We start from the raw sequence: 18,898 nt of genomic DNA, 5'->3' as shown, positions 1-18,898 counted from the left end.
GTAATATAGTGATGCTATACTCCTTTTAACAAATCGTTTGTCACCGTATCTTTATCTTTAAAGGAGTACAACTAATGAAAAACAAGGTAATACTTATCGCTTCTAGCGTCTTACTCACAACAACTTTTTCAATGCATAGCCCAAAAGTTGAAGCAAGTAGTGCATATAAAGTAAAAGTAAAGACAGACGATCTCCGTGTTCGGACTGGTCCTTCTCTCAATTACAATATAGTCGGCGTGACTAACACTGGTCAGACTTTTTCTTATTTAGGAAAAAAAGGAGCTTGGACAAAAGTACTTTACAAAGGGAACACACGGTATATCTATAGTTCTTACCTAAAAAAATATAAGAGCCACGTTGCAAAAAAAATGACGTATAATGAGTCTCTTTTTGCTTCTCCTACTAAAGGGAGGCTGACCCAAGGATACGGAAAATCTAATGGCGCTTACGGTTATACATTCCATAATGGCGTTGATCTAGCTGCAACAAAAGGCACACCTGTCTATGCTTCTGCGAGTGGAAAAGTCACTACCTCTAAAAACAGCGGTGCATATGGTAAACACGTTATGATTTCACATAGTCTAAAGAATCAAAAATACGTAACCGTTTATGCTCATATGAATAGTCTTTCGGTAAAAAGTGGTCAGACAGTCTCTAAAGGTATGAAGATTGGAACAGTTGGGAATACAGGAAACTCGTTCGGAAATCATTTACACTTTGAGATTCATAAAAACAGTTATAAATACAGCAGTTATTCTGCAGCGAATAGTGTCAACCCATTGAACTATTTGTAACCTAAAAAAAGAAGAGAGGATGTCCTAAGACAGCATCTTTTCAGATCATAGAAAAACCCTCATTTCGACGTCGAAATGAGGGTTTTTCTATGATCTGAAGTGACTTCATCAAGTCATTTATTTTGAAGTGGATTGCTGTGATCTAGCGTCTCATAAGACTTGTCTCAAAAGTGAGGTGATATTTTGCGGAAAATTGGTTATGTACGTGTCAGTTCAACTAGTCAAAACCCTTCAAGACAATTTCAGCAGCTAAGCGAATTCGGAATGGATATTATATACGAAGAAAAAGTTTCTGGGGCAACGAAGGAACGTGAGCAACTTCAAAAAATGTTAGAGGTCTTACAAGATGGTGACACCATTTATGTTACAGATTTAACTCGAATTACTCGTAGTACACAAGATTTATTTGAATTGATCGATTACATACGAAGGAAAAAAGCCAGCTTAAAATCACTCAAGGATACATGGCTAGATTTATCAGAGGATAATCCATACAGCCAATTCTTAATTACAGTAATGGCTGGTGTTAACCAGTTAGAGAGAGATCTTATCCGTATGCGTCAACGTGAAGGGATTGAGCTGGCTAAGAAAGAAGGAAAGTTTAAAGGTCGGATAAAGAAATATCATAAAAATCATGCGGGAATGAATTATGCAGTAAAGCTATATAAAGAAGGAAATATGACTGTAAATCAAATTTGTGAAATTACAAATGTGTCTAGGGCTTCATTATATAGAAAGCTATCGGAAGAGAACAAATAGTTCAGTCCTATTCCATTAATTGGCCAGATAATGTTATGTACTTAAAGTCTTATGCAGTTTGGTTATTTTGTTATTAGAATTGGGTACTCCAATTCTTTTTTTATGAATTTTTTACTCATTCAAAAAAACACTTGAATGAATTATTAAAAATGGTTATACTATATTCAAATAAACACTTGAATGATATTGGGGTGAGAATGTGATTAAGAAAGATACTTGTGAAATTTATTGTTATGACGAAGAAAAGGTCAATCGAATACAAGGTAATTTACAGACAGTAGATATTTCTAGTGTTGCCCAAATGTTAAAAGCTATTGCAGATGAAAATAGAGCAAAAATTACCTATGCTTTATGTCAAGATGACGAACTGTGTGTGTGTGATATAGCAAATATTATAGGTGTTACGGTTGCAAATGCCTCTCATCACCTGCGAACGCTCCATAAGCAAGGGATTGTTAAGTTTCGAAAAGAGGGAAAACTTGCATTTTATTCATTAGATGATGAGCATATCAGACAAATTATGATGATTGCATTGGCACATAAGAAAGAGGTGAAGATCAATGTCTAGTGGGAAAGCAAAACTGTCTGAAGAAGAAATGAAAGCCTATCGTGTTCAAGGATTTACTTGTACTAACTGTGCAGCCATTTTTGAAAATAATGTTAAAGAACTTCCCGGTGTTCAGGATGCGAAAGTAAATTTCGGAGCATCTAAAGTTTATATTAAAGGGACGACAACCATTGAAGAATTAGAAAAAGCAGGAGCATTTGAAAATTTAAAAATTCGAGATGAAAAAGAACAAAGGGTAGAACGAGAACCTTTTTGGAAGCAGAAAGAAAACATTAAGGTATATGTATCAGCTCTTTTACTTGTAGTTAGCTGGTTCTTAGGAGAGCAGTATGGTGAAGAGCATGTTCTACCGACAATTGGTTATGCAGCGTCCATTTTAATCGGTGGATATTCGTTATTCATTAAAGGTCTCAAAAATCTAAGCAGATTAAATTTCGATATGAATACGCTTATGACTATTGCAATTATAGGAGCTGCAATCATTGGTGAATGGGGTGAAGGGGCAACCGTTGTTATCCTATTTGCGATTAGTGAAGCATTAGAGCGTTATTCAATGGATAAAGCACGTCAATCTATTGAATCTTTAATGGATATTGCCCCAAAAGAAGCGTTAATTCGACGAGGCAATGAAGAAATGATGATTCATGTTGATGATATTCAAGTTGGAGACATCATGATTGTTAAGCCCGGTCAAAAGTTAGCAATGGATGGAATAGTGGTTAAAGGTACATCGACATTAAATCAGGCTGCGATTACAGGTGAAAGTGTTCCAGTAACGAAAACCACAAATGATGAAGTATTTGCAGGAACCTTGAATGAAGAAGGGTTACTTGAGGTTAAAGTAACAAAACGAGTTGAAGATACTACTCTTTCAAAAATCATTCACTTGGTAGAAGAAGCCCAAGCAGAACGGGCCCCTTCTCAAGCGTTTGTCGATAAATTTGCAAAATACTATACACCAGCTATTGTCATACTAGCTCTTTTAATTGCGGTAGTTCCACCATTATTTGGCGGAGACTGGAGCCAATGGATTTATCAAGGCTTAGCTGTATTAGTGGTTGGTTGTCCTTGTGCCTTAGTAGTCTCAACTCCAGTTGCTGTGGTTACAGCAATAGGAAATGCAGCGAAAAATGGTGTTTTAATTAAAGGTGGTATCCATTTAGAAGAAGCAGGACACTTAAAAGCGATAGCCTTTGATAAAACAGGAACATTAACCAAAGGGATTCCTGCTGTAACAGACATTGTGACATATGGTAGAAATGAAAATGAATTAATGACCATAACAGCAGCCATTGAAAAAGGATCACAGCACCCTCTTGCTTCAGCGATTATGCGAAAAGCAGAAGAAAATGGATTAAAATTCAACGAAGTAACAGTAGAGGATTTTCAATCCATTACAGGTAAAGGCGTTAAAGCCAAAATAAATAATGAAATGTATTATGTGGGAAGTCCAAATCTTTTTGAGGAATTACACGGAAGCATTTCAAGCGATAGGAAAGAAAAAATTGCCGATATGCAAACTCAAGGTAAAACGGTGATGGTGTTAGGAACAGAAAAAGAAATTCTTTCGTTTATTGCCGTAGCCGATGAAATGAGGGAATCGTCTAAAGAAGTTATCGGCAAGTTGAACAATATGGGAATCGAAACAGTGATGCTAACAGGCGATAACCAAAGAACGGCAACAGCCATCGGAAAACAAGTTGGTGTTTCGGATATTAAAGCTGACTTACTTCCAGAAGATAAGCTTAATTTTATTAAAGAACTTCGAGAAAAACATCAAAGTGTGGGGATGGTCGGAGATGGCGTGAATGATGCTCCAGCCCTTGCGGCATCTACCGTTGGTGTAGCAATGGGTGGTGCTGGAACTGATACAGCTTTAGAAACGGCTGACATCGCCTTAATGTCTGATGATTTGAGTAAATTGCCATATACAATAAAATTAAGCCGTAAGGCTTTAGCAATCATCAAGCAAAACATTACCTTCTCTTTGGCGATTAAATTAGTGGCATTACTTTTGGTCATGCCCGGTTGGTTAACACTTTGGATAGCTATATTTGCTGATATGGGAGCAACTTTACTTGTAACATTAAACAGTTTACGCTTATTGAAAATCAAAGAATAGGTTCTAAAATGGGCGTCAACTATCGGGTGCGATCATTGAAAACAATGTTATGCTTCAAAAGGGATATTAACAGGAAATATACAACTAAAGGACGCTTTAACTGAGCAACGGAAAAAGCTAAATTTCTCAATTGATGTTGAGAAATTTGGCTTTTTAGTATGGGAATTTCCTTAGCATTGTAAATCCGCATTTTCCTGACGCTACCCCTTATAGAACCACTCTCCCCAACTACCAAGTTGGAGTAAAGGTGGGACGATCATCAGCAACAATGCACCTAGGAAGACGAACGGTGTATACACTTTCGCGAAACGATCGATGAACGCTTCACTCGGTGCTTTATTATCCTGCGCTTCCTCGACCAGTTCAATGATGTGCGCAAGCGTCGTCTCTTGATACGTCTTCTCGACGATCATGTCGAACGAACGATCCATGTTGAGCGTTCCGGCAAATACGTGATCGCCTTCCTTCTTATCGACAGGAATCGATTCGCCCGTGATCGGTGCTTGATTGATGGTCGTCGTCCCGTTCAGGATCGTGCCGTCCAGTGCAACCTGATCACCTGGTCGAATCCGGAGGATTTCTCCGACTCGCACCGCTTCCACCGGTTTACGTCTAACGTCCCCGTCCGTCAGCACGAAGGCTTCCTTCGGAGACAGTTCGATCAGTTTCTGAATGGAATTGCGCGTCCGCGCAAGGGAGCGATTCTGAAGCAAATTGCCGATGGCAAAGAGGAAGACGACGGTCGCTCCCTCGATCCACTCCCCGATACATGCGGCACCGATGGCTGCTACGCATCAATACGTTCATGTCGAGTGAGCGGGCACGGACGGCATAATAGGCACTCCGGAAAACTCTCCCCCCACTGAGGATCAAGGCGATACCGTACAAAACATTCGGAAGATACGCTACTCCGCTCGTTTGGATGAGCAATCCCAGACCAATCAAAATCCCGGACAGGATCAAGGAGATCCCCTCGAACGACCGGACCGGTGCCTCGGACGTTTTCTTTCCCTTGACGTATCCATCGAAACCGATCTTGTTCAGCTCGCTTTGGACTTGTCGAGCATCCAGCTGATGGTCGATTTCCATCTCCCCACGGGCAAACGAAACTGTGACGGTCTGGACATTTTGCATCTTTTGAAAGTGTTGTTCGATCGTCTTAGCACAGCTACTACAGTCCATCCCGGAAACGGTGAATGTTTGGACGAGCTGATCTGATTTATCGGGAAGGATGAGATGGAATCCTAATTTTCGGACTTCCTCCCCTAAACGACGATCATCTGGTTCTTCTTCACTGTCGATCTTCAGACGAGCAGCACCATATTGAACGGACACGTGCTGGTACTCCGGTATCGTCGCCAACCCCTTCTCTAGCGTCGCGGCGCAAGAGGGACAATCCATCCCTTCTATTCGGTAGGTATACGTCGCACGAGTAGCGAGGTTCGACGCTGATCCAGGGCTACTCGAGGCGCAACATGACGCATCGTCCGGATTCACCTTCTCCAGTGGCACCTTACTACAGCATGTCTCCGTATCGTTAGGCGGAGACTCAGAAGGTTCCGTTTGTAACGACGTACCCGCTAATTCGGAGGTCGTACAACACCTTGTCTGATCCGCCTTTCCACGTTGCGTGTCTGCGCTCGAGGTACAGCACGTCGTTGTCGGTAAAGAAGCGTTCTTCCCTTCTTTTGGAGCGCTCTCCTTCGAAGAGTCATTGTTACAACAGGAACTTGCCATCTTTACGCCTCCTCGATGTGATGTTCACAACAAGCAGATTCCTGACCGATTTCTAACGTCAGTTCTCCAAACAGTCGCAATAATTCTCGTACGGTATCGTTTCGCAACGAGTAGTACCCGAACTTCCCTTGTGTCCGTTTTTGAATCAATCCGCATCCTTTTAGACACGCCAAGTGTTGCGAGACGTTGGACTGATTTCCTTGAATCGCTTCGACGATTTCCGTGACGGTTTTCTCTCCGTCACGGATACATTCTAAGATCTGCAATCGTGTCTTATTAGAAAAACCATGTACGACCCTTACCTTTAAGTCCAATGGTTCCAGTAATTGTTCCAAAATGTTCACTCCTTTTTCATATTCGAATCCGCTAATATGTTATCATCATATTAGCATTTCCTAATGTAAGCGTCAAAAAAATAATGGACTGGATTTTCTTCCTTATCTTTTCGACCATACATACCTACACATGAAGGAGTTGACACGATGTATCAAAAAAGCTTTCTCCTTTTGTTGCTTACGGGCGCATTATGGTGGTTCCCTCCGCACATACCGGGCTGGAATCTTCCACTCCGGGAGCGAATCCGACTGTTCAACCAACTGACAAACTGACCCTCCGTTTTGAATCCGAGATCGAGGCTGGCGGTAGTCTTCAAGTATCCGCCGTGGATGCTTCCGACAACCTTGAGGGGACGTTCACTCAAGAAAGCGAACGGATGATTTTGACACTTGACCGTCCCATGGCGCCAGGGAAATACCAGGTCGATTGGAAAATCATAGGGACAGATGGACATCCGATCAATGGTACATATACATTCACTGTCGTATCAAGTAATACTACGTCCGAACCAGAAGAGGAGACATCATCTGTTCAAAAGGAAACGAAAAAAGTAGCACCTTCTCAGGTCACTACTCGCACGACGGAAGATGGCAGATTTCCATTCTGGATTGCCGGAGGCTTGTTCGTCTTGGCGTTGTATGGTTTCTACCAGATTATCCTGAAGGGGCGGAAGCGATGACCGCGCTCTATCTGATCGGCGATACGCTCCTCTACGGTTGTCTTGCGCTGTTGATCGGTTTCTTTTCCGTCCAGCTCATCCCTCGTTCTTACCGACCTGACGTATCGCTTTCAATCCGCTGGGTTCGTATGCTCATCGTGCTGATGCTGTTATCCTTTTCCCTGTCCGTCTTACGAATCGTACTGTATTTATATGAAGAGATCGGTTTTTGGATAACACTGCGATCCGTGTTACTTACATTCGAGGCAGGGAACGCTTGGATTCTGATGGCTCTCTGGAGTGTACTCCTTCTCATCGTCATCAATCGTGCATCACTCAGTCCTGGACGTATAAAACTAGGGGTATTCCTTGTTATGGCGATGGTCGTTACGTTCGCGTGGTCCGGGCACGCCTCTAGCATCAAAGGGGCAGAAGGCATGCTCGTACATTCTATTCACGCACTCGCCGTCTTCATCTGGACCGGTGGATTGCTCATACTCGGCTTTTAGAGTCCATCAGACCGTAACTGGGGCATCTTCCTCGAATGGTTCAAACCACTCGTGACGCTATGTTTCTTACTGATCGTCGGTTCCGGCATCTATCTGATGTCTGTCGTCGTGCAGGTAGAGGAGTATTCCGATTCCTGGATTTTACCGTATGGACAAGCCTTACTCTGGAAACACGTCCTGATTCTATCCGTGCTGATCATCGGTATCATGAACGGGAAGTGGAGTTACGCGTCTCCTGAACGATCGTTTGAAGTCCGACGGATGCGGATGCGCATGGAAGGCATCTTGATCCTGCTTCTCTTCACAGCGACTGCGTGGCTCGGTCAACAGGAACCCCCTCACTCGATCAAGGATACTCTTCAATCCAGCGGGGCTGGTCCACTGTCAGGGTTTCTTTTCCCTAGCTTGCGTTTCACCTATTCTGATATCCGGTTCGAGCCGACCATGATATCCCTCTTCTTGATGGCAATCAGCCTCCTTTTCGTGGGATTGTTGGTGTACGTCATCCGATCAACCCAAGACTCCATCAAGACCCTCTATCTTGGATTAGGCGTCTCGATCTCATTATTTTTCGCAGCGTTGTATAGTATTTCCGTGTATTTATGATCCTCCACATGAGCATTTCAGCGTGTGCGACGTCTTATACAAAAAGAAAGGCACGCGATACAGCAGCCTTTCTTTTTTCATACTTATTCATCATTTTCATACTAGTTATAACAGGTTCAATCCTATTTTAAATCGGTGCCATTTCTAGACTACTACTGGAATATGTATTACAATGTATTACAAAGGAGCTGATAATCATGAGTACCATTTCCGTACGTCTGGATGACCAGGATACACGACTCATCAAAGAATATGCGAAGGCAAAAAACATCACGATTTCTACACTCGTTCGCGATGCCGTCCTCGACCGCATCGAAGACGAAATCGATTTACAACTCTATCATGATTCGATAGCAGCACACCGTAAAAAATCAGAAGCGATCTCTTTCGACGATATGATGAAGGAACTTGATTTAGAATGACAGCATTTACGGTAGAGTTTGAGCGCGGAGCTCAAAAGTCTCTCAAGAAGATGGATCCTCAACAAGCGCGGATCATCATGTCCTGGATCAAGAAGAATCTGGTCGGGACGGATGATCCGCGTCGTCATGGAAAAGGACTGGTCTCGAATCGCTCGGGTGAATGGCGGTATCGCATCGGTGATTATCGTCTGATTGCTGACATCCAGGATGAGAAAGTCGTGATATTGATTCTTGAGATTGGACATCGTCGGGATATCTATAAATAAAGCATCCAAAACTCATATCTTAGGAAGTACATGATAATCAATCAAAAGCCTTCTCTTTTGACGATATGATGAAAAAGCTAGAATTAGAATGACAACATATACAGTTATTTTTTTAGGTGTGGATTCAAACCTTCCTTCAGAGGGTGGATTACTAAAATAAAGATCATGATGTCCTAGTTAAGGCAAACTCTGACTAGAACTGATGATTCGCGTTTTATGTAAAATAGATAGAACGTGTCATGAATCGTTGGATGAATGACGACACAGCAATAGTGAAGGTTTCCGAATCACTAACATTTAATAAGAATTGGATACACAAAAAAGATTGTATACATTTCGACGTCGAAATGTATACAATCCATTTTCAGCGAGTACTTACTCATTGAGTCCTCTTGTCCGAACCCAAACTCTGATGCTTAATCCATATATTTTTTCAAGACGATGGCGGCGTTATGACCACCGAATCCGAAAGAATTGGATAGTCCGTACTGCATCTCCAGCGAACGAGCCCCTCCTGCTACATAATCCAGGTCACACGTTGGATCATCGACTTCAAGATTAATCGTCGGTGGAATGATTCCTTCCTGTAAACATTTCGCAAGCGCGATCGCTTCCGCTCCACCGGCAGCACCGAGCATGTGACCTAGCATTGATTTGTTCGCCGTCACCGGGAGTGTGTTCGCATGTTCTGCAAACAATTTTTTAATCGCACGTGTCTCGGACTGATCGCCGACGATCGTACTCGTCGCATGGGCACTGATCACATCGATGTCATTCGTCTCAATCCCTGCCTGTTGAACGGCCCGCTTCATAGCGAGGTATGCTCCCTGACCTTCTGGATGAGTCGCTACTATATGATAGGCATCGGAACTTGCTCCGTATCCGACGACTTCCGCATAGATGGACGCACCTCGTTGCTTTGCGTGCGATAACGATTCTAGTATCAAGATACCTGCTCCCTCCGACATCACGAAACCATCGCGTGTCGCGTCAAAAGGACGACTCGCTTTAGCGGGTGATTCGTTTCTTGTAGACAATGCCGTCGCATTACCGAAGCTTGCTATAGACAATTCAGTGATACCCGCTTCTGTTCCACCAGCGAATGCAGCATCAGCCTCTCCCATTCGAATGAGTCGATATGCTTCACCAATAGCCGTGTTTCCAATCGCACACGCGGATACAGGTGACATGGAAGGTCCCATCGCTTGCCACTTGATGCTAATCTGAGCTGCTGCTGCGTTAGACATCATGGAAGGTACGAGACTCGGACTGACCCGTCTCGGACCTTTTTGGTGCAAAGCATGAACACCATCAATCAACGTTTCAATGCCCCCTACACCTGATCCCACATATACAGCAAGTCTTTCCCGACACAAATCAGATTCTCCTAGTTTTGAATCGTTCCAGGCTTGATCAGCAGCCGCTAATGCGAACTGGACGAAGCGGTCCAGGTTACGAGCGGCTTTTTTACCAATCACCTTTTCCGCATCAAAGTTTTTTACACTCTCTGCAATCTTTACTTTGAAATCAGTCGTATCAAACGTATCGATTTCCGTGATGCCTGAATTTCCAGCAATCATATTATTCCAAAAGGACTCCACGTCGTTTCCGATTGGTGAGACGACACCCATTCCTGTGATCACTACGCGCTCCATGTTTCTTCACTCCTCGTAATAGTATGAGATAATCATACGTGTCGTCATATATCCTATTACAAGTGTTCATTTATCCTATTATCAATGATACTTGGATGGAGAGAAGTCAGGAGGAGAACATATGGATGACTCGAATCGATTAGAAGCCCTATCCTATTTTTTGAAGACGAAAAGAGCACAGCTCAAACCGGAGTCGGTGGGGCTGCCGCCCGGATCAAGAAGAAGAACACCTGGCTTGAGAAGAGAGGAAGTCGCTCAATTAGCAGGCGTCAGTACGACATGGTACACCTGGCTAGAACAAGGACGGGATATCAAGGTATCTAGAAGCGTCCTGGACTGTATCGCCGAGGCGTTATGTCTGAAAAGGGATGAACACGAATATTTGTACGATTTAGCATTAGGGACGCAGATCGTCAGTAGGAAAATCCAAGCTTCCCCTGCGACCATCAGTCCGTCACTCGAAAAAATTCTGTCTGCCTTGACGACGTGTCCGACGATCGTCACGGATCGTTACTGCCATATTGTGGGCTGGAATCCGGCAGCGGCCCATGTGTTCGTAGATTTCGCGACCATTCCAGAATCACAGCGTAACCTCATTCGCCTCTTGTTCTCACAGAAAGAATTCAAAGTACTTGCCGGGAACTGGGAACATTTCGCCAAAGGGTTCTTGTCCATTTTCCGTGCATACTACGGTCAATACTCTGGTGATGAATGGTATACGTCCTTCATTCAGGAGATGAGTGATACGTATCCTGAATTCAAATCACTCTGGATGGAGAGTCAGGTCAGTAAGGCTCCGGAAATCCTGATTGAATTCCGACACGGAAAAGTCGGTAAGATGCTATTCGACCTGACCTCTCTTCAAGTGCAGGGAGAAGACGACTTGCGATGTAGCATCTATACACCTGTCGAGGAATCCGGTACAGAAGAAAAACTGAAACGATTGATTTTAGTTCGATGAATTCAAATGAAGTGAAAAACTGCTAAAAATATGGAAGCAATCGATGAGACGCTTTCCATGTCAGGATTGTTCCGTTCAAATCAGTCAGGATTGTCCGACTTTCGGATTGACAAGTAATCATGGTCATAAATAAATAAACATAGTCTAAATATGATAATTTGACTATGTTTATATGTGTTTGAACGACTTTAAATACATTATAATGAGTTTAAAAATAGTCAAATAATATAAAAATGAGTATATTTAATCTAAAGTGATCTATTTTGCGAAGGGAGTTCGACGAATGCGCGACTATACATATACCTATCTCAAAGAGCTCGCCCTGCCGATGGAGACCGTCCGCTTGATTGGACGGATCAATGAGTATAAAGGCAAACAGGATCTCTATAAACAGCAAGCGCCTCAAATCCTTAACACCTTACGCGATGTCGCCTTCATCCAGTCGACGAAAGCCTCGAATGCGATCGAAGGAATCATCGTCACGTAAAGTCGTCTTCAGACCATCATGTCAAAGTCAGCCGACCCTGCCGACCGTTCAGAAGCAGAGATTGCTGGTTACCGCGACGTACTTAACCTGATCAACGCTTCAGCCGAGGACATCCCGGTCAATGCGAATATTCTGTTGCAACTCCACAAGGAACTCTATAAGTTCGTCCCCGTCGAAGGTGGGCGGTGGAAGAACGTCGACAACGAGATTAGTGAGACGTTCCCGGATGGCACGCGCCGGACTCGCTTCATCCCCGTCCCTGCGTTCGAGACACCGGCAGCGATGCAGGCGTTATGCGACAGCCTGCGAGAGCGTCGGCAACAAGAGGACGTCGACCCGCTCATCCTGACGAGCTTGTTCGTCCTCGATTTCCTATCCATTCATCCGTTCAATGACGGGAATGGTCGAATGGCACGATTGTTGACCCTCTTGCTGCTCTATCAGTATGGCTTCGAGGTCGGACGCTACATCAGTCTTGAGAAGATCGTCGAATCGCGGAAGGAAGATTATTATGAGTCACTCCGTCTCTCTTCCGTGCGTTGGCACCAAAACCAACAAGATCCGTTTCCATGGATCAACTACTTGCTGAGCACGATTCTTGCTGCTTATAAGGAGCTTGAAGATCGCGTCGGATTGGTCACGACGGGTAGTCAGAACAAGAACAATCGGATTCGTCGTTTCGTTGAAGGACGAATCACACCGTTCACGAAAGCAGACGTAAGGAAGGCTTGTCCCGACATCAGTGAGGCGACAATCAATCGCGTATTGCGTGACTTACGTGACGAGGGGATCATTGCCCCATCCGGTCTTGGTCGGAGTGCGAAATGGACGAAACAATAACACTACATGGTATCAAGAACATCCGTGAAGAATAAATAACTTATCATGCGAGAAGATTCCAATACCAATTCACTTACACGTATGTAACCGCTAGAATTTAGTTGACGGTTTTTGCTCGATGACGCTTTACACTTTTGCTCAATTTATTTAGAACTCTAGTAAAAGTCCGGATCAATGGGGCGAACTAATTGGTGATCAAGGAATCACAACTGCAATATTAGACCGTCTCTTACATCGTGTCGAAGTGATTCATAGCGATGACGACAGTCATCGCATGAGAAATCGTAAGAATTTATTTTCAACAGAAGTGTAAATATCAATCGAGCAGAAAACGTCAATTTCTACTTGACGTCGACAACTCATTGTCGCGAAATGTTGAAATCATCTCATTCATGCTGATTTAAGATATTTTAGATAGCATTTATCTGATATTAATTATCTATAGTAATTATTATTTTCGTGAAATCATTCTAAAGCCTAAATTAATATTTTATTTGTAATCGTACACTTTGTATTATCAACCTGATTGTCAAGTGGGAGAATACAGTCTAAATAATTGCAGATATAAACAAGCTCCAATGATAGCAAAAAGGAGAATGATAGTGAAGATACCAAGCGGGGCGATCCATCCTGATGCGTAGATAGCAAGAGGTGCTAGCGTCTTACCAAGTGTGTTTTGAAGACTATCAGCAGCTAGATACTGACCTCTTGCCTCCTCTGGAGCATAATGACCGATGAAACTCTGCGTGACTGGTGTACGCATGATCTCACCTAACGTGAAGATGAGCGTACAACCAAACAAAAACCAGATGTTGTTATTCCATCCGACTAAAAATGTACCTCCTCCTGCAAGTAAGGTCGAAACGACGAAGAGACGTCTTTCTGACCAATTTTTAAGTCGATTCGTTACGGGAAGGATCAAGATGACAAACAAAAGACCATTAAAGCTTACCAGATAGCCAAAAATGGATTGGCTCGTGAGCTGAAAAGAATCCAGCAAGTGCGGTACGAGAGGTTGTTTAGGCACATTGTCTATCACGTAAACTGGTAAGTAGAGATCGAGTTGCATCACTGGGAAGAGTGAACAGGTTCCCGCAATTACGTATAGCAGAAAAATACGATCTTTGAGAATAAGTCGATAGCCAGACCACTTAGACTGAAACGCATTTTTAAGTGGGGTCGTTACATCTTTTTGCTTGGATCGGACAGGTAAGGTTTCACTAACAATAAAATAGATCGTTATGAAGTAAAGAAAGAGAACTATTGCACAGGTCCACAATAACAGTTGACGATGTTGAAAAAAGAAGACTGCTCCAATGATTGGTCCTAAAACGGCACCAATATTGTTCACGGTCATAAATGTCGCATACACTTGTCGCAATTCATCTTTTGGAACTGTGTCCGCTATCATCGCTGAACTAGCAGGACGATAAAATGCTGCGCCTATATTAATTCCGATAAAGGCAACATAATTAATCCAAGGAGAAGAAGAGACAGCAAATAGAATAAACATGGTCATTTGCAAAAATGTTCCGATCAGCATCACAGGACGTCTCCCTAACGTATCCGCAAAGCTTCCTCCGGTTAAACTTCCGACAATACTTATTAAGGGGGGCAGTGCCATTATTAATCCAGCAGTCTGTAACCCTAGTCCTTTACCAAAATAGACCGTTAGAAAAGGAAAGTACATCCAAAATAGCAGATTGAAAAGGCCTTCTCCTATCAGTCTGACTTTCACATTAGGATTCCATGTAGTTTTGTTCATAATAACTCCTCTCATAGTTAACGAATAGCGTCTTCTTTTCGTAGCTTTACTATAGAGAAGATAGTTATCAAGATATAGACTTATATTTTGATATGGATTATACTAATATTATGAAAATTAAGTAAGGACACTTTTATTTAAATTGTCACGTAAAACGAACGTATGTTTGTTTTGAAACGAAGTGACATATCTTTCTGTCTTACTTTTTTCTATTTCTTAAGAATTTTAGAATTACCGACGATATAATTGTTCGATAAGAAGCAGTTCCTGTCTTTACATGACAGGAACTGCTTCTTATCATTTAAGTTCATAGACTTTTACTTTATCGAGAAGGAGTAATAACGGACCAACTAAAAAATAAAAATTTCTTATTTTTAACAGAATTATTTACTACAAGAAGAAATTGCGATTTATTGATGTCGTTTGTAATAAATTTAAGTCTGTAAATTAGATTTCACGGATACTTTACTTTCATTCTTCTTTTGGGATTCGTTCATCAACGATCATTTAATGTGGTGGACTGAAGGGAGTCGATGAATAAGGAATAGGCATGGTCGATTACATGAGAAATAGCATATCCACCCATATAACTATGTGATGCATACGTTGAATGCGTCATTTTATCAAATTGTAAATGACTTTCCTCACTCTAATCTGAGTGGTTGATTTCTATAATTTGAAAATTCATTTGTCAGTCTTTTGATTTGCTACTGTGCTTTTGCAAGTGCAATTGAGAGGATAAAAAAAACAAGCTACCTCTATAGATAGCTTGTTTTATCATCATGATTTGCGAAATACCCAATAAGACTGACCTAGATAATTTAACCCCGTATAGATAATCATACCGATCAGAATTGCTCCAGTCTCTTGTAGATTTGGCAATACGTAATGCACTCCCCATAAACTAAGACGATAAGCGATGAGATAGCTAATCGAAACGACGATCAAAAAACGTATCCAATAGGGCCATCCTCCAGCCTCTTGACGAAAGGTGAAGCGACGATTTAGCATATAGCTGACCCAAACACCACATGCATTCCCGATCGCTGTCGCTCCCCAATAACCAGTATGCAAGACATGAAAACAAATCAGTGTCAGCGTCAGACCAACCAGCGTATTAAGAACTCCTACTAATAAGAAACGAAGAAAGGTCATCATTCTCGTTTTTTCTCGACGACATAACGAGGACGTCGTTTGACTTCCTGATAGATTTTACCGATGTATTCTCCTATCAGTCCAATACCTAGTAATTGAAGTCCGCCGATGAACCAGATCGACATCATTAAAGACGTCCACCCATCCATCGCTTCTCCTTCATATCTACGATAAAGAGCATATCCGACAAAACCGATCGAGACGATGAGCATGAATAGTGAGACTAAAAATAACAACTTAATCGGACGAACACTAAACGAGGTCACCCCATCCCATGCGAGTGCCATCATCTTTCGTAATGGATATTTTGATTCGCCTGCTGGACGTGATTGACGTGTATAGGTCACTTCTGCTGTTTGAAAACCAAGCGAAGGTACCATCCCCCGCAAAAAGAGATTGCGTTCCGGATGTGCACAAAGTGTTTCGACAGCTCGTTTGCTCATGAGACGATAGTCTGCATGATTGAAGATGGTCTCTACACCCAACCAGTCGATGAAGCGATAAAAGCCTTGAGCAGTCGACCGTTTAAACCAGCTATCGGTCTGACGATTTTCTCTTACCCCATAGACGATATCATTCCCTTTCGCAAATTCACTTAAAAACTGTTCAATCACTTTTACGTCATCCTGAAGGTCCGCATCCATTGACACAACACAATCCGCATCGGTGTGTCCTTCGACAAGACCTGCGAACAAAGCATTTTGATGTCCTACGTTATGTGCTAATTTTAATCCTCTAAACCGACCATCTTGTGCGTGTACATCTTCAATTTGGGCCCAGGTATCATCCTGACTTCCATCATCTACGAACAAGACAAAGGAGTCCTCAGAAATGAGGTGTCGTTCTCGCCACTCTGTTAAGAAACGGTGCATCGTATGGACCGTCAAGCGTAATACTTCCGTCTCGTTATAACACGGTATAATTATGCCTAGCGTAGGGATTGTCGTCATCGTCATACCATTACTCCTCCTTAAATGAACTTACTTCGTATTCTCTGTAGTAGCTTGGATACGGTATAACCTAATCTTCCAAGCAGAATGTTGATCTTCAAATGTTTTTTCGTACTGCAATCCAATGGCTGCAGCATTTTTGATTGGTACAGCAGACAAAAGATATGTCGCACCGATTTGCTTCAACTGTGCTGTATTGATAGATAAATGTCGAACCGGTACTTGATGCTCCTTTGTGTACTCGTATTCCTTACCGAGTTCAGATGAAAACACATAGACTCGATTTCCCCACGAATCAAAATAACGTTGTAATAGCTTACTTTTATCCAATTCTCCAGCAATCACCTTTCGGAAAGATGCTTTATAGCGTAATGGATAAAAGTTCACATAACCATCCACGGTTTGCATACCATTGTATTGTGCGATCGCAGGGTGCAATCCGAGAGAAGCGACCTGATAGTCTTTCGTTGGTTGGTTGATGAAGCGTTTAATGTCAGAAAACTGAGAAGTCGCATAAAACGCTTGATAGGATGGATGATGACGATAAAGGAACTCGGGATTCCATGCAAGCAAGACAAGGGTTTGGGCTACGAGCAAACAAGTCACCCATTTTCGTTTGGCAGTTCGCCATAGCCAGTCGAGCATCAAGTAAAACAATGCATACCACAACATCGGTTGAAGGAAGTGGAATCGTGAGAAATTGAAAGTTCTAATGAGAGAGACATGTTGCTTTAACGGATTCCACCCCTCATAAAACCAAAACGCATACCACAGCGATAGTCCAAATAGAAACCACATCAAAGTTCGAATTCGTCTTGCTGCATGATCTTTTTGACGAAATACTAGAAATCCAACAATCAGAAGTGTTAGGAGGATGATGGGCGATTGTACTGCGCGATCATGTGTATGACCAAACACCAAATTCTTAAAAAATAAACGAATACTTGCCCAAAATCCGTTATTCCCTGTTTCGAAGTCATTTCGACTCGTAGGCTCTTCTTCCCACAGCATCGAGAAGACCAGTCGATATTCAATTAATAAGTATAAAAGAACCTGAAGGCCATAGGCGATCCAAAAACGGCTATGAAAACTACGTGCGCGTATCTCCTTCACCATATGGTAAATGGCAAGCGTTGCTAAAAAGAAAACGATTCCTAGCACGAAGCTCGAATAGAACGGAACCACTAACAATACGAATGCACTCGATTTTATTTTCCGTCCATGCCAGATATTCCAATAAGCCCACAATAAGAGTGGCATCCCAAGCGTGCTGAGCATGCCCGATGGCCAGAATGGTGTCCAAGAAAATAGAACTGCTACCCACAGCGCATATGATTTAGGAATAACCCCTTTCGCATAATCACGTAGTAATAAGTACATTCCTAAGAAAGCAAAGATTCGGACCAACGTTTGACTGATCACGTATGCCGTAAATGGTGGGAACCATTGATATAGCCACACGATACCTGTAAACTCACTGACGAAAGCATTTCTCGAGACGACCCCATTCAATAAGTCAGGAACATTTGCATGAAGGCTTGCGTAAATACTATTGGTATCGACCAATGTTTTATACCACGTGATGTTTGAGTCTAGATTATCATGAATACGGACATGTGCATGTTCCCCCAGTAAGACCATCGGTAAAATATAGAGGCAAGCTAGTAGCAGCCCTATTAATATGCGAGTTTTTTCTCTCATCATACCTCTCCTTCATCTACTTTAAGATTTAATTCTTTTGTTAGTAGTTTCAAGAAATCAATTGCCTGTTCTTTCCCTCTTATAACTTTCTTTATGGTATATACTCCCTAAGAAACTATTTCCAATGATACCTTATATCACAATAGGATAGGTGACATTTATTAAATTTACTTTTCAGAATTAAAGTTAATTCAATTAAAAAATTAGTTAAATGGAGATTAGAAGAATTAATCAATCTTGACCAGACCTCTTCTTCTTTTTCTACTTTTCCCTTTTATGAATGACTAACTATAGATTTTTTTAATTCTATCGAGGAACTACAAAGAAGCATCGTACCATTTCTGTTAAGAAAAGATACGATGCTTTTGGGTTCTTAAATTTACTTCATCAGCCTTCGAAAAGGAGAACAAGATTTGGAGACTTTGTTTTTTATATGACGAAGTTCCATAGGTACGTGTAAATTTAAAAATGATTTTAATATCGAACTAGAAAGTAACCTGGATTACGCTATTCTCCTAAAAAGCACAAAATAATTAATTACTCAAATGGAGTGCGTTAAAATGCATATTCAAACTATAGATGCTTCAAAAAAGATTTATTATGATGA

20 protein-coding genes and 1 pseudogene are annotated in these 18,898 nt (G+C 42.1%); 13 read left to right on the top strand and 8 right to left on the bottom strand.

Going from position 1 to position 18,898, the window contains the following annotated elements:
* Nucleotides 1-74 precede the first annotated feature (74 nt).
* The 4 genes from L985_RS07560 (at nt 75) to L985_RS07545 (ending at nt 4,243) form a co-directional block, all read left to right on the top strand.
* Nucleotides 75-794, top strand: coding sequence for a peptidoglycan DD-metalloendopeptidase family protein (locus L985_RS07560; protein ID WP_047395615.1), 720 nt, complete (start codon nt 75-77; stop codon nt 792-794).
* Between the two features lie 183 nt (nt 795-977).
* Entirely contained in the window at nt 978-1,553 is a 576-nt protein-coding gene (locus L985_RS07555) for a recombinase family protein (protein WP_047395619.1), read from the top strand.
* Nucleotides 1,554-1,752: 199 nt separating this feature from the next.
* Nucleotides 1,753-2,121 carry an ArsR/SmtB family transcription factor gene (locus tag L985_RS07550; RefSeq protein ID WP_017474136.1) on the top strand — a complete coding sequence of 123 codons (369 nt, stop codon included), beginning with the start codon at nt 1,753-1,755 and terminating at the stop codon, nt 2,119-2,121.
* The gene (locus tag L985_RS07545; protein WP_047395622.1) at nt 2,114-4,243 is read left to right on the top strand and encodes a heavy metal translocating P-type ATPase; all 2,130 of its coding nucleotides are present in this window, start codon (nt 2,114-2,116) and stop codon (nt 4,241-4,243) included. Before L985_RS07550 ends, L985_RS07545 begins: the two co-directional genes overlap by 8 nt.
* A gap of 200 nt (nt 4,244-4,443) precedes the next feature.
* On the opposite strand, the gene L985_RS07540 is transcribed toward L985_RS07545, so the two are convergent.
* Genes L985_RS07540 through L985_RS07525 form a run of 3 tightly spaced genes read right to left on the bottom strand, consistent with a single transcriptional unit; the run spans nt 4,444 to nt 6,315 of the window.
* On the bottom strand, nt 4,444-4,956 hold the full coding sequence (locus L985_RS07540) for a P-type ATPase actuator domain-containing protein (protein WP_071908767.1): 513 nt from the start codon (nt 4,954-4,956) through the stop codon (nt 4,444-4,446).
* Nucleotides 4,856-5,980 carry a cation transporter gene (locus L985_RS16870; protein ID WP_148662018.1) on the bottom strand — a complete coding sequence of 375 codons (1,125 nt, stop codon included), beginning with the start codon at nt 5,978-5,980 and terminating at the stop codon, nt 4,856-4,858. Before L985_RS16870 ends, L985_RS07540 begins: the two co-directional genes overlap by 101 nt.
* A gap of 2 nt (nt 5,981-5,982) precedes the next feature.
* A complete protein-coding gene (locus L985_RS07525; protein WP_081780456.1) occupies nt 5,983-6,315 on the bottom strand; it encodes an ArsR/SmtB family transcription factor in 333 nt (110 codons plus the stop codon).
* A 191-nt stretch (nt 6,316-6,506) separates the two neighbouring features.
* Between L985_RS07525 and L985_RS07520 the strand changes: the two genes are divergently transcribed.
* From L985_RS07520 to L985_RS07500, 5 genes are all read left to right on the top strand, one after another.
* On the top strand, nt 6,507-6,995 hold the full coding sequence (locus L985_RS07520) for a copper resistance CopC family protein (RefSeq protein WP_047395625.1): 489 nt from the start codon (nt 6,507-6,509) through the stop codon (nt 6,993-6,995).
* Nucleotides 6,992-7,483, top strand: a complete 492-nt coding sequence (locus L985_RS07515; protein ID WP_047395628.1) for a hypothetical protein — start codon at nt 6,992-6,994, stop codon at nt 7,481-7,483. Before L985_RS07520 ends, L985_RS07515 begins: the two co-directional genes overlap by 4 nt.
* A gap of 24 nt (nt 7,484-7,507) precedes the next feature.
* Nucleotides 7,508-8,089, top strand: coding sequence for a CopD family protein (locus L985_RS07510; protein ID WP_335583434.1), 582 nt, complete (start codon nt 7,508-7,510; stop codon nt 8,087-8,089).
* Between the two features lie 197 nt (nt 8,090-8,286).
* Nucleotides 8,287-8,511: a type II toxin-antitoxin system RelB family antitoxin gene (gene relB, locus L985_RS07505; RefSeq protein WP_047395634.1), complete on the top strand. Its 225-nt coding sequence runs from the start codon at nt 8,287-8,289 to the stop codon at nt 8,509-8,511.
* Complete coding sequence (locus tag L985_RS07500) at nt 8,508-8,777, top strand: type II toxin-antitoxin system RelE family toxin (protein WP_047395636.1); 270 nt, start codon at nt 8,508-8,510, stop codon at nt 8,775-8,777. Before relB ends, L985_RS07500 begins: the two co-directional genes overlap by 4 nt.
* Nucleotides 8,778-9,193: 416 nt before the next feature.
* Here the strand turns inward: L985_RS07500 and fabF are convergent, their stop codons facing one another.
* Nucleotides 9,194-10,432 (bottom strand): beta-ketoacyl-ACP synthase II, encoded by a 1,239-nt coding sequence (gene fabF, locus L985_RS07495; RefSeq protein ID WP_047395639.1) that lies wholly within the window; start codon nt 10,430-10,432, stop codon nt 9,194-9,196.
* A gap of 121 nt (nt 10,433-10,553) precedes the next feature.
* Here fabF and L985_RS07490 point away from each other — a divergent pair, with 121 nt between their 5' ends.
* The 4 genes and pseudogenes from L985_RS07490 to L985_RS16865 form a co-directional block, all read left to right on the top strand.
* Nucleotides 10,554-11,393: a helix-turn-helix transcriptional regulator gene (locus tag L985_RS07490; RefSeq protein ID WP_047395643.1), complete on the top strand. Its 840-nt coding sequence runs from the start codon at nt 10,554-10,556 to the stop codon at nt 11,391-11,393.
* A gap of 283 nt (nt 11,394-11,676) precedes the next feature.
* Complete coding sequence (locus tag L985_RS17135; protein WP_235609884.1) at nt 11,677-11,880, top strand: hypothetical protein; 204 nt, start codon at nt 11,677-11,679, stop codon at nt 11,878-11,880.
* An 18-nt stretch (nt 11,881-11,898) separates the two neighbouring features.
* On the top strand, nt 11,899-12,720 hold the full coding sequence (locus tag L985_RS07485) for a Fic family protein (RefSeq protein WP_235609883.1): 822 nt from the start codon (nt 11,899-11,901) through the stop codon (nt 12,718-12,720).
* Nucleotides 12,721-12,874: 154 nt separating this feature from the next.
* A pseudogene (locus tag L985_RS16865) lies at nt 12,875-13,033 on the top strand (ATP-binding protein); the annotation flags it as partial.
* 216 nt (nt 13,034-13,249) lie between these two features.
* Here L985_RS16865 and L985_RS07475 read toward each other — a convergent pair.
* From L985_RS07475 to L985_RS07460, 4 genes are all read right to left on the bottom strand, one after another.
* Nucleotides 13,250-14,485: an MDR family MFS transporter gene (locus tag L985_RS07475; RefSeq protein ID WP_047395646.1), complete on the bottom strand. Its 1,236-nt coding sequence runs from the start codon at nt 14,483-14,485 to the stop codon at nt 13,250-13,252.
* Nucleotides 14,486-15,265: 780 nt separating this feature from the next.
* On the bottom strand, nt 15,266-15,643 hold the full coding sequence (locus L985_RS07470) for a GtrA family protein (RefSeq protein ID WP_052169496.1): 378 nt from the start codon (nt 15,641-15,643) through the stop codon (nt 15,266-15,268).
* The gene (locus tag L985_RS07465) at nt 15,640-16,596 is read right to left on the bottom strand and encodes a glycosyltransferase family 2 protein (protein WP_235609881.1); all 957 of its coding nucleotides are present in this window, start codon (nt 16,594-16,596) and stop codon (nt 15,640-15,642) included. Before L985_RS07465 ends, L985_RS07470 begins: the two co-directional genes overlap by 4 nt.
* 24 nt (nt 16,597-16,620) lie before the next feature.
* Entirely contained in the window at nt 16,621-18,291 is a 1,671-nt protein-coding gene (locus L985_RS07460) for a DUF6044 family protein (RefSeq protein ID WP_052169497.1), read from the bottom strand.
* Nucleotides 18,292-18,898: the final 607 nt, after the last annotated feature.

The sequence above is a fragment of the Exiguobacterium sp. ZWU0009 genome (genome assembly GCF_000798935.2).
Classification (GTDB): Bacteria; Bacillota; Bacilli; order Exiguobacteriales; family Exiguobacteriaceae; genus Exiguobacterium_A; species Exiguobacterium_A acetylicum.
This window is presented reverse-complemented; position numbering and strand designations above follow the sequence as displayed.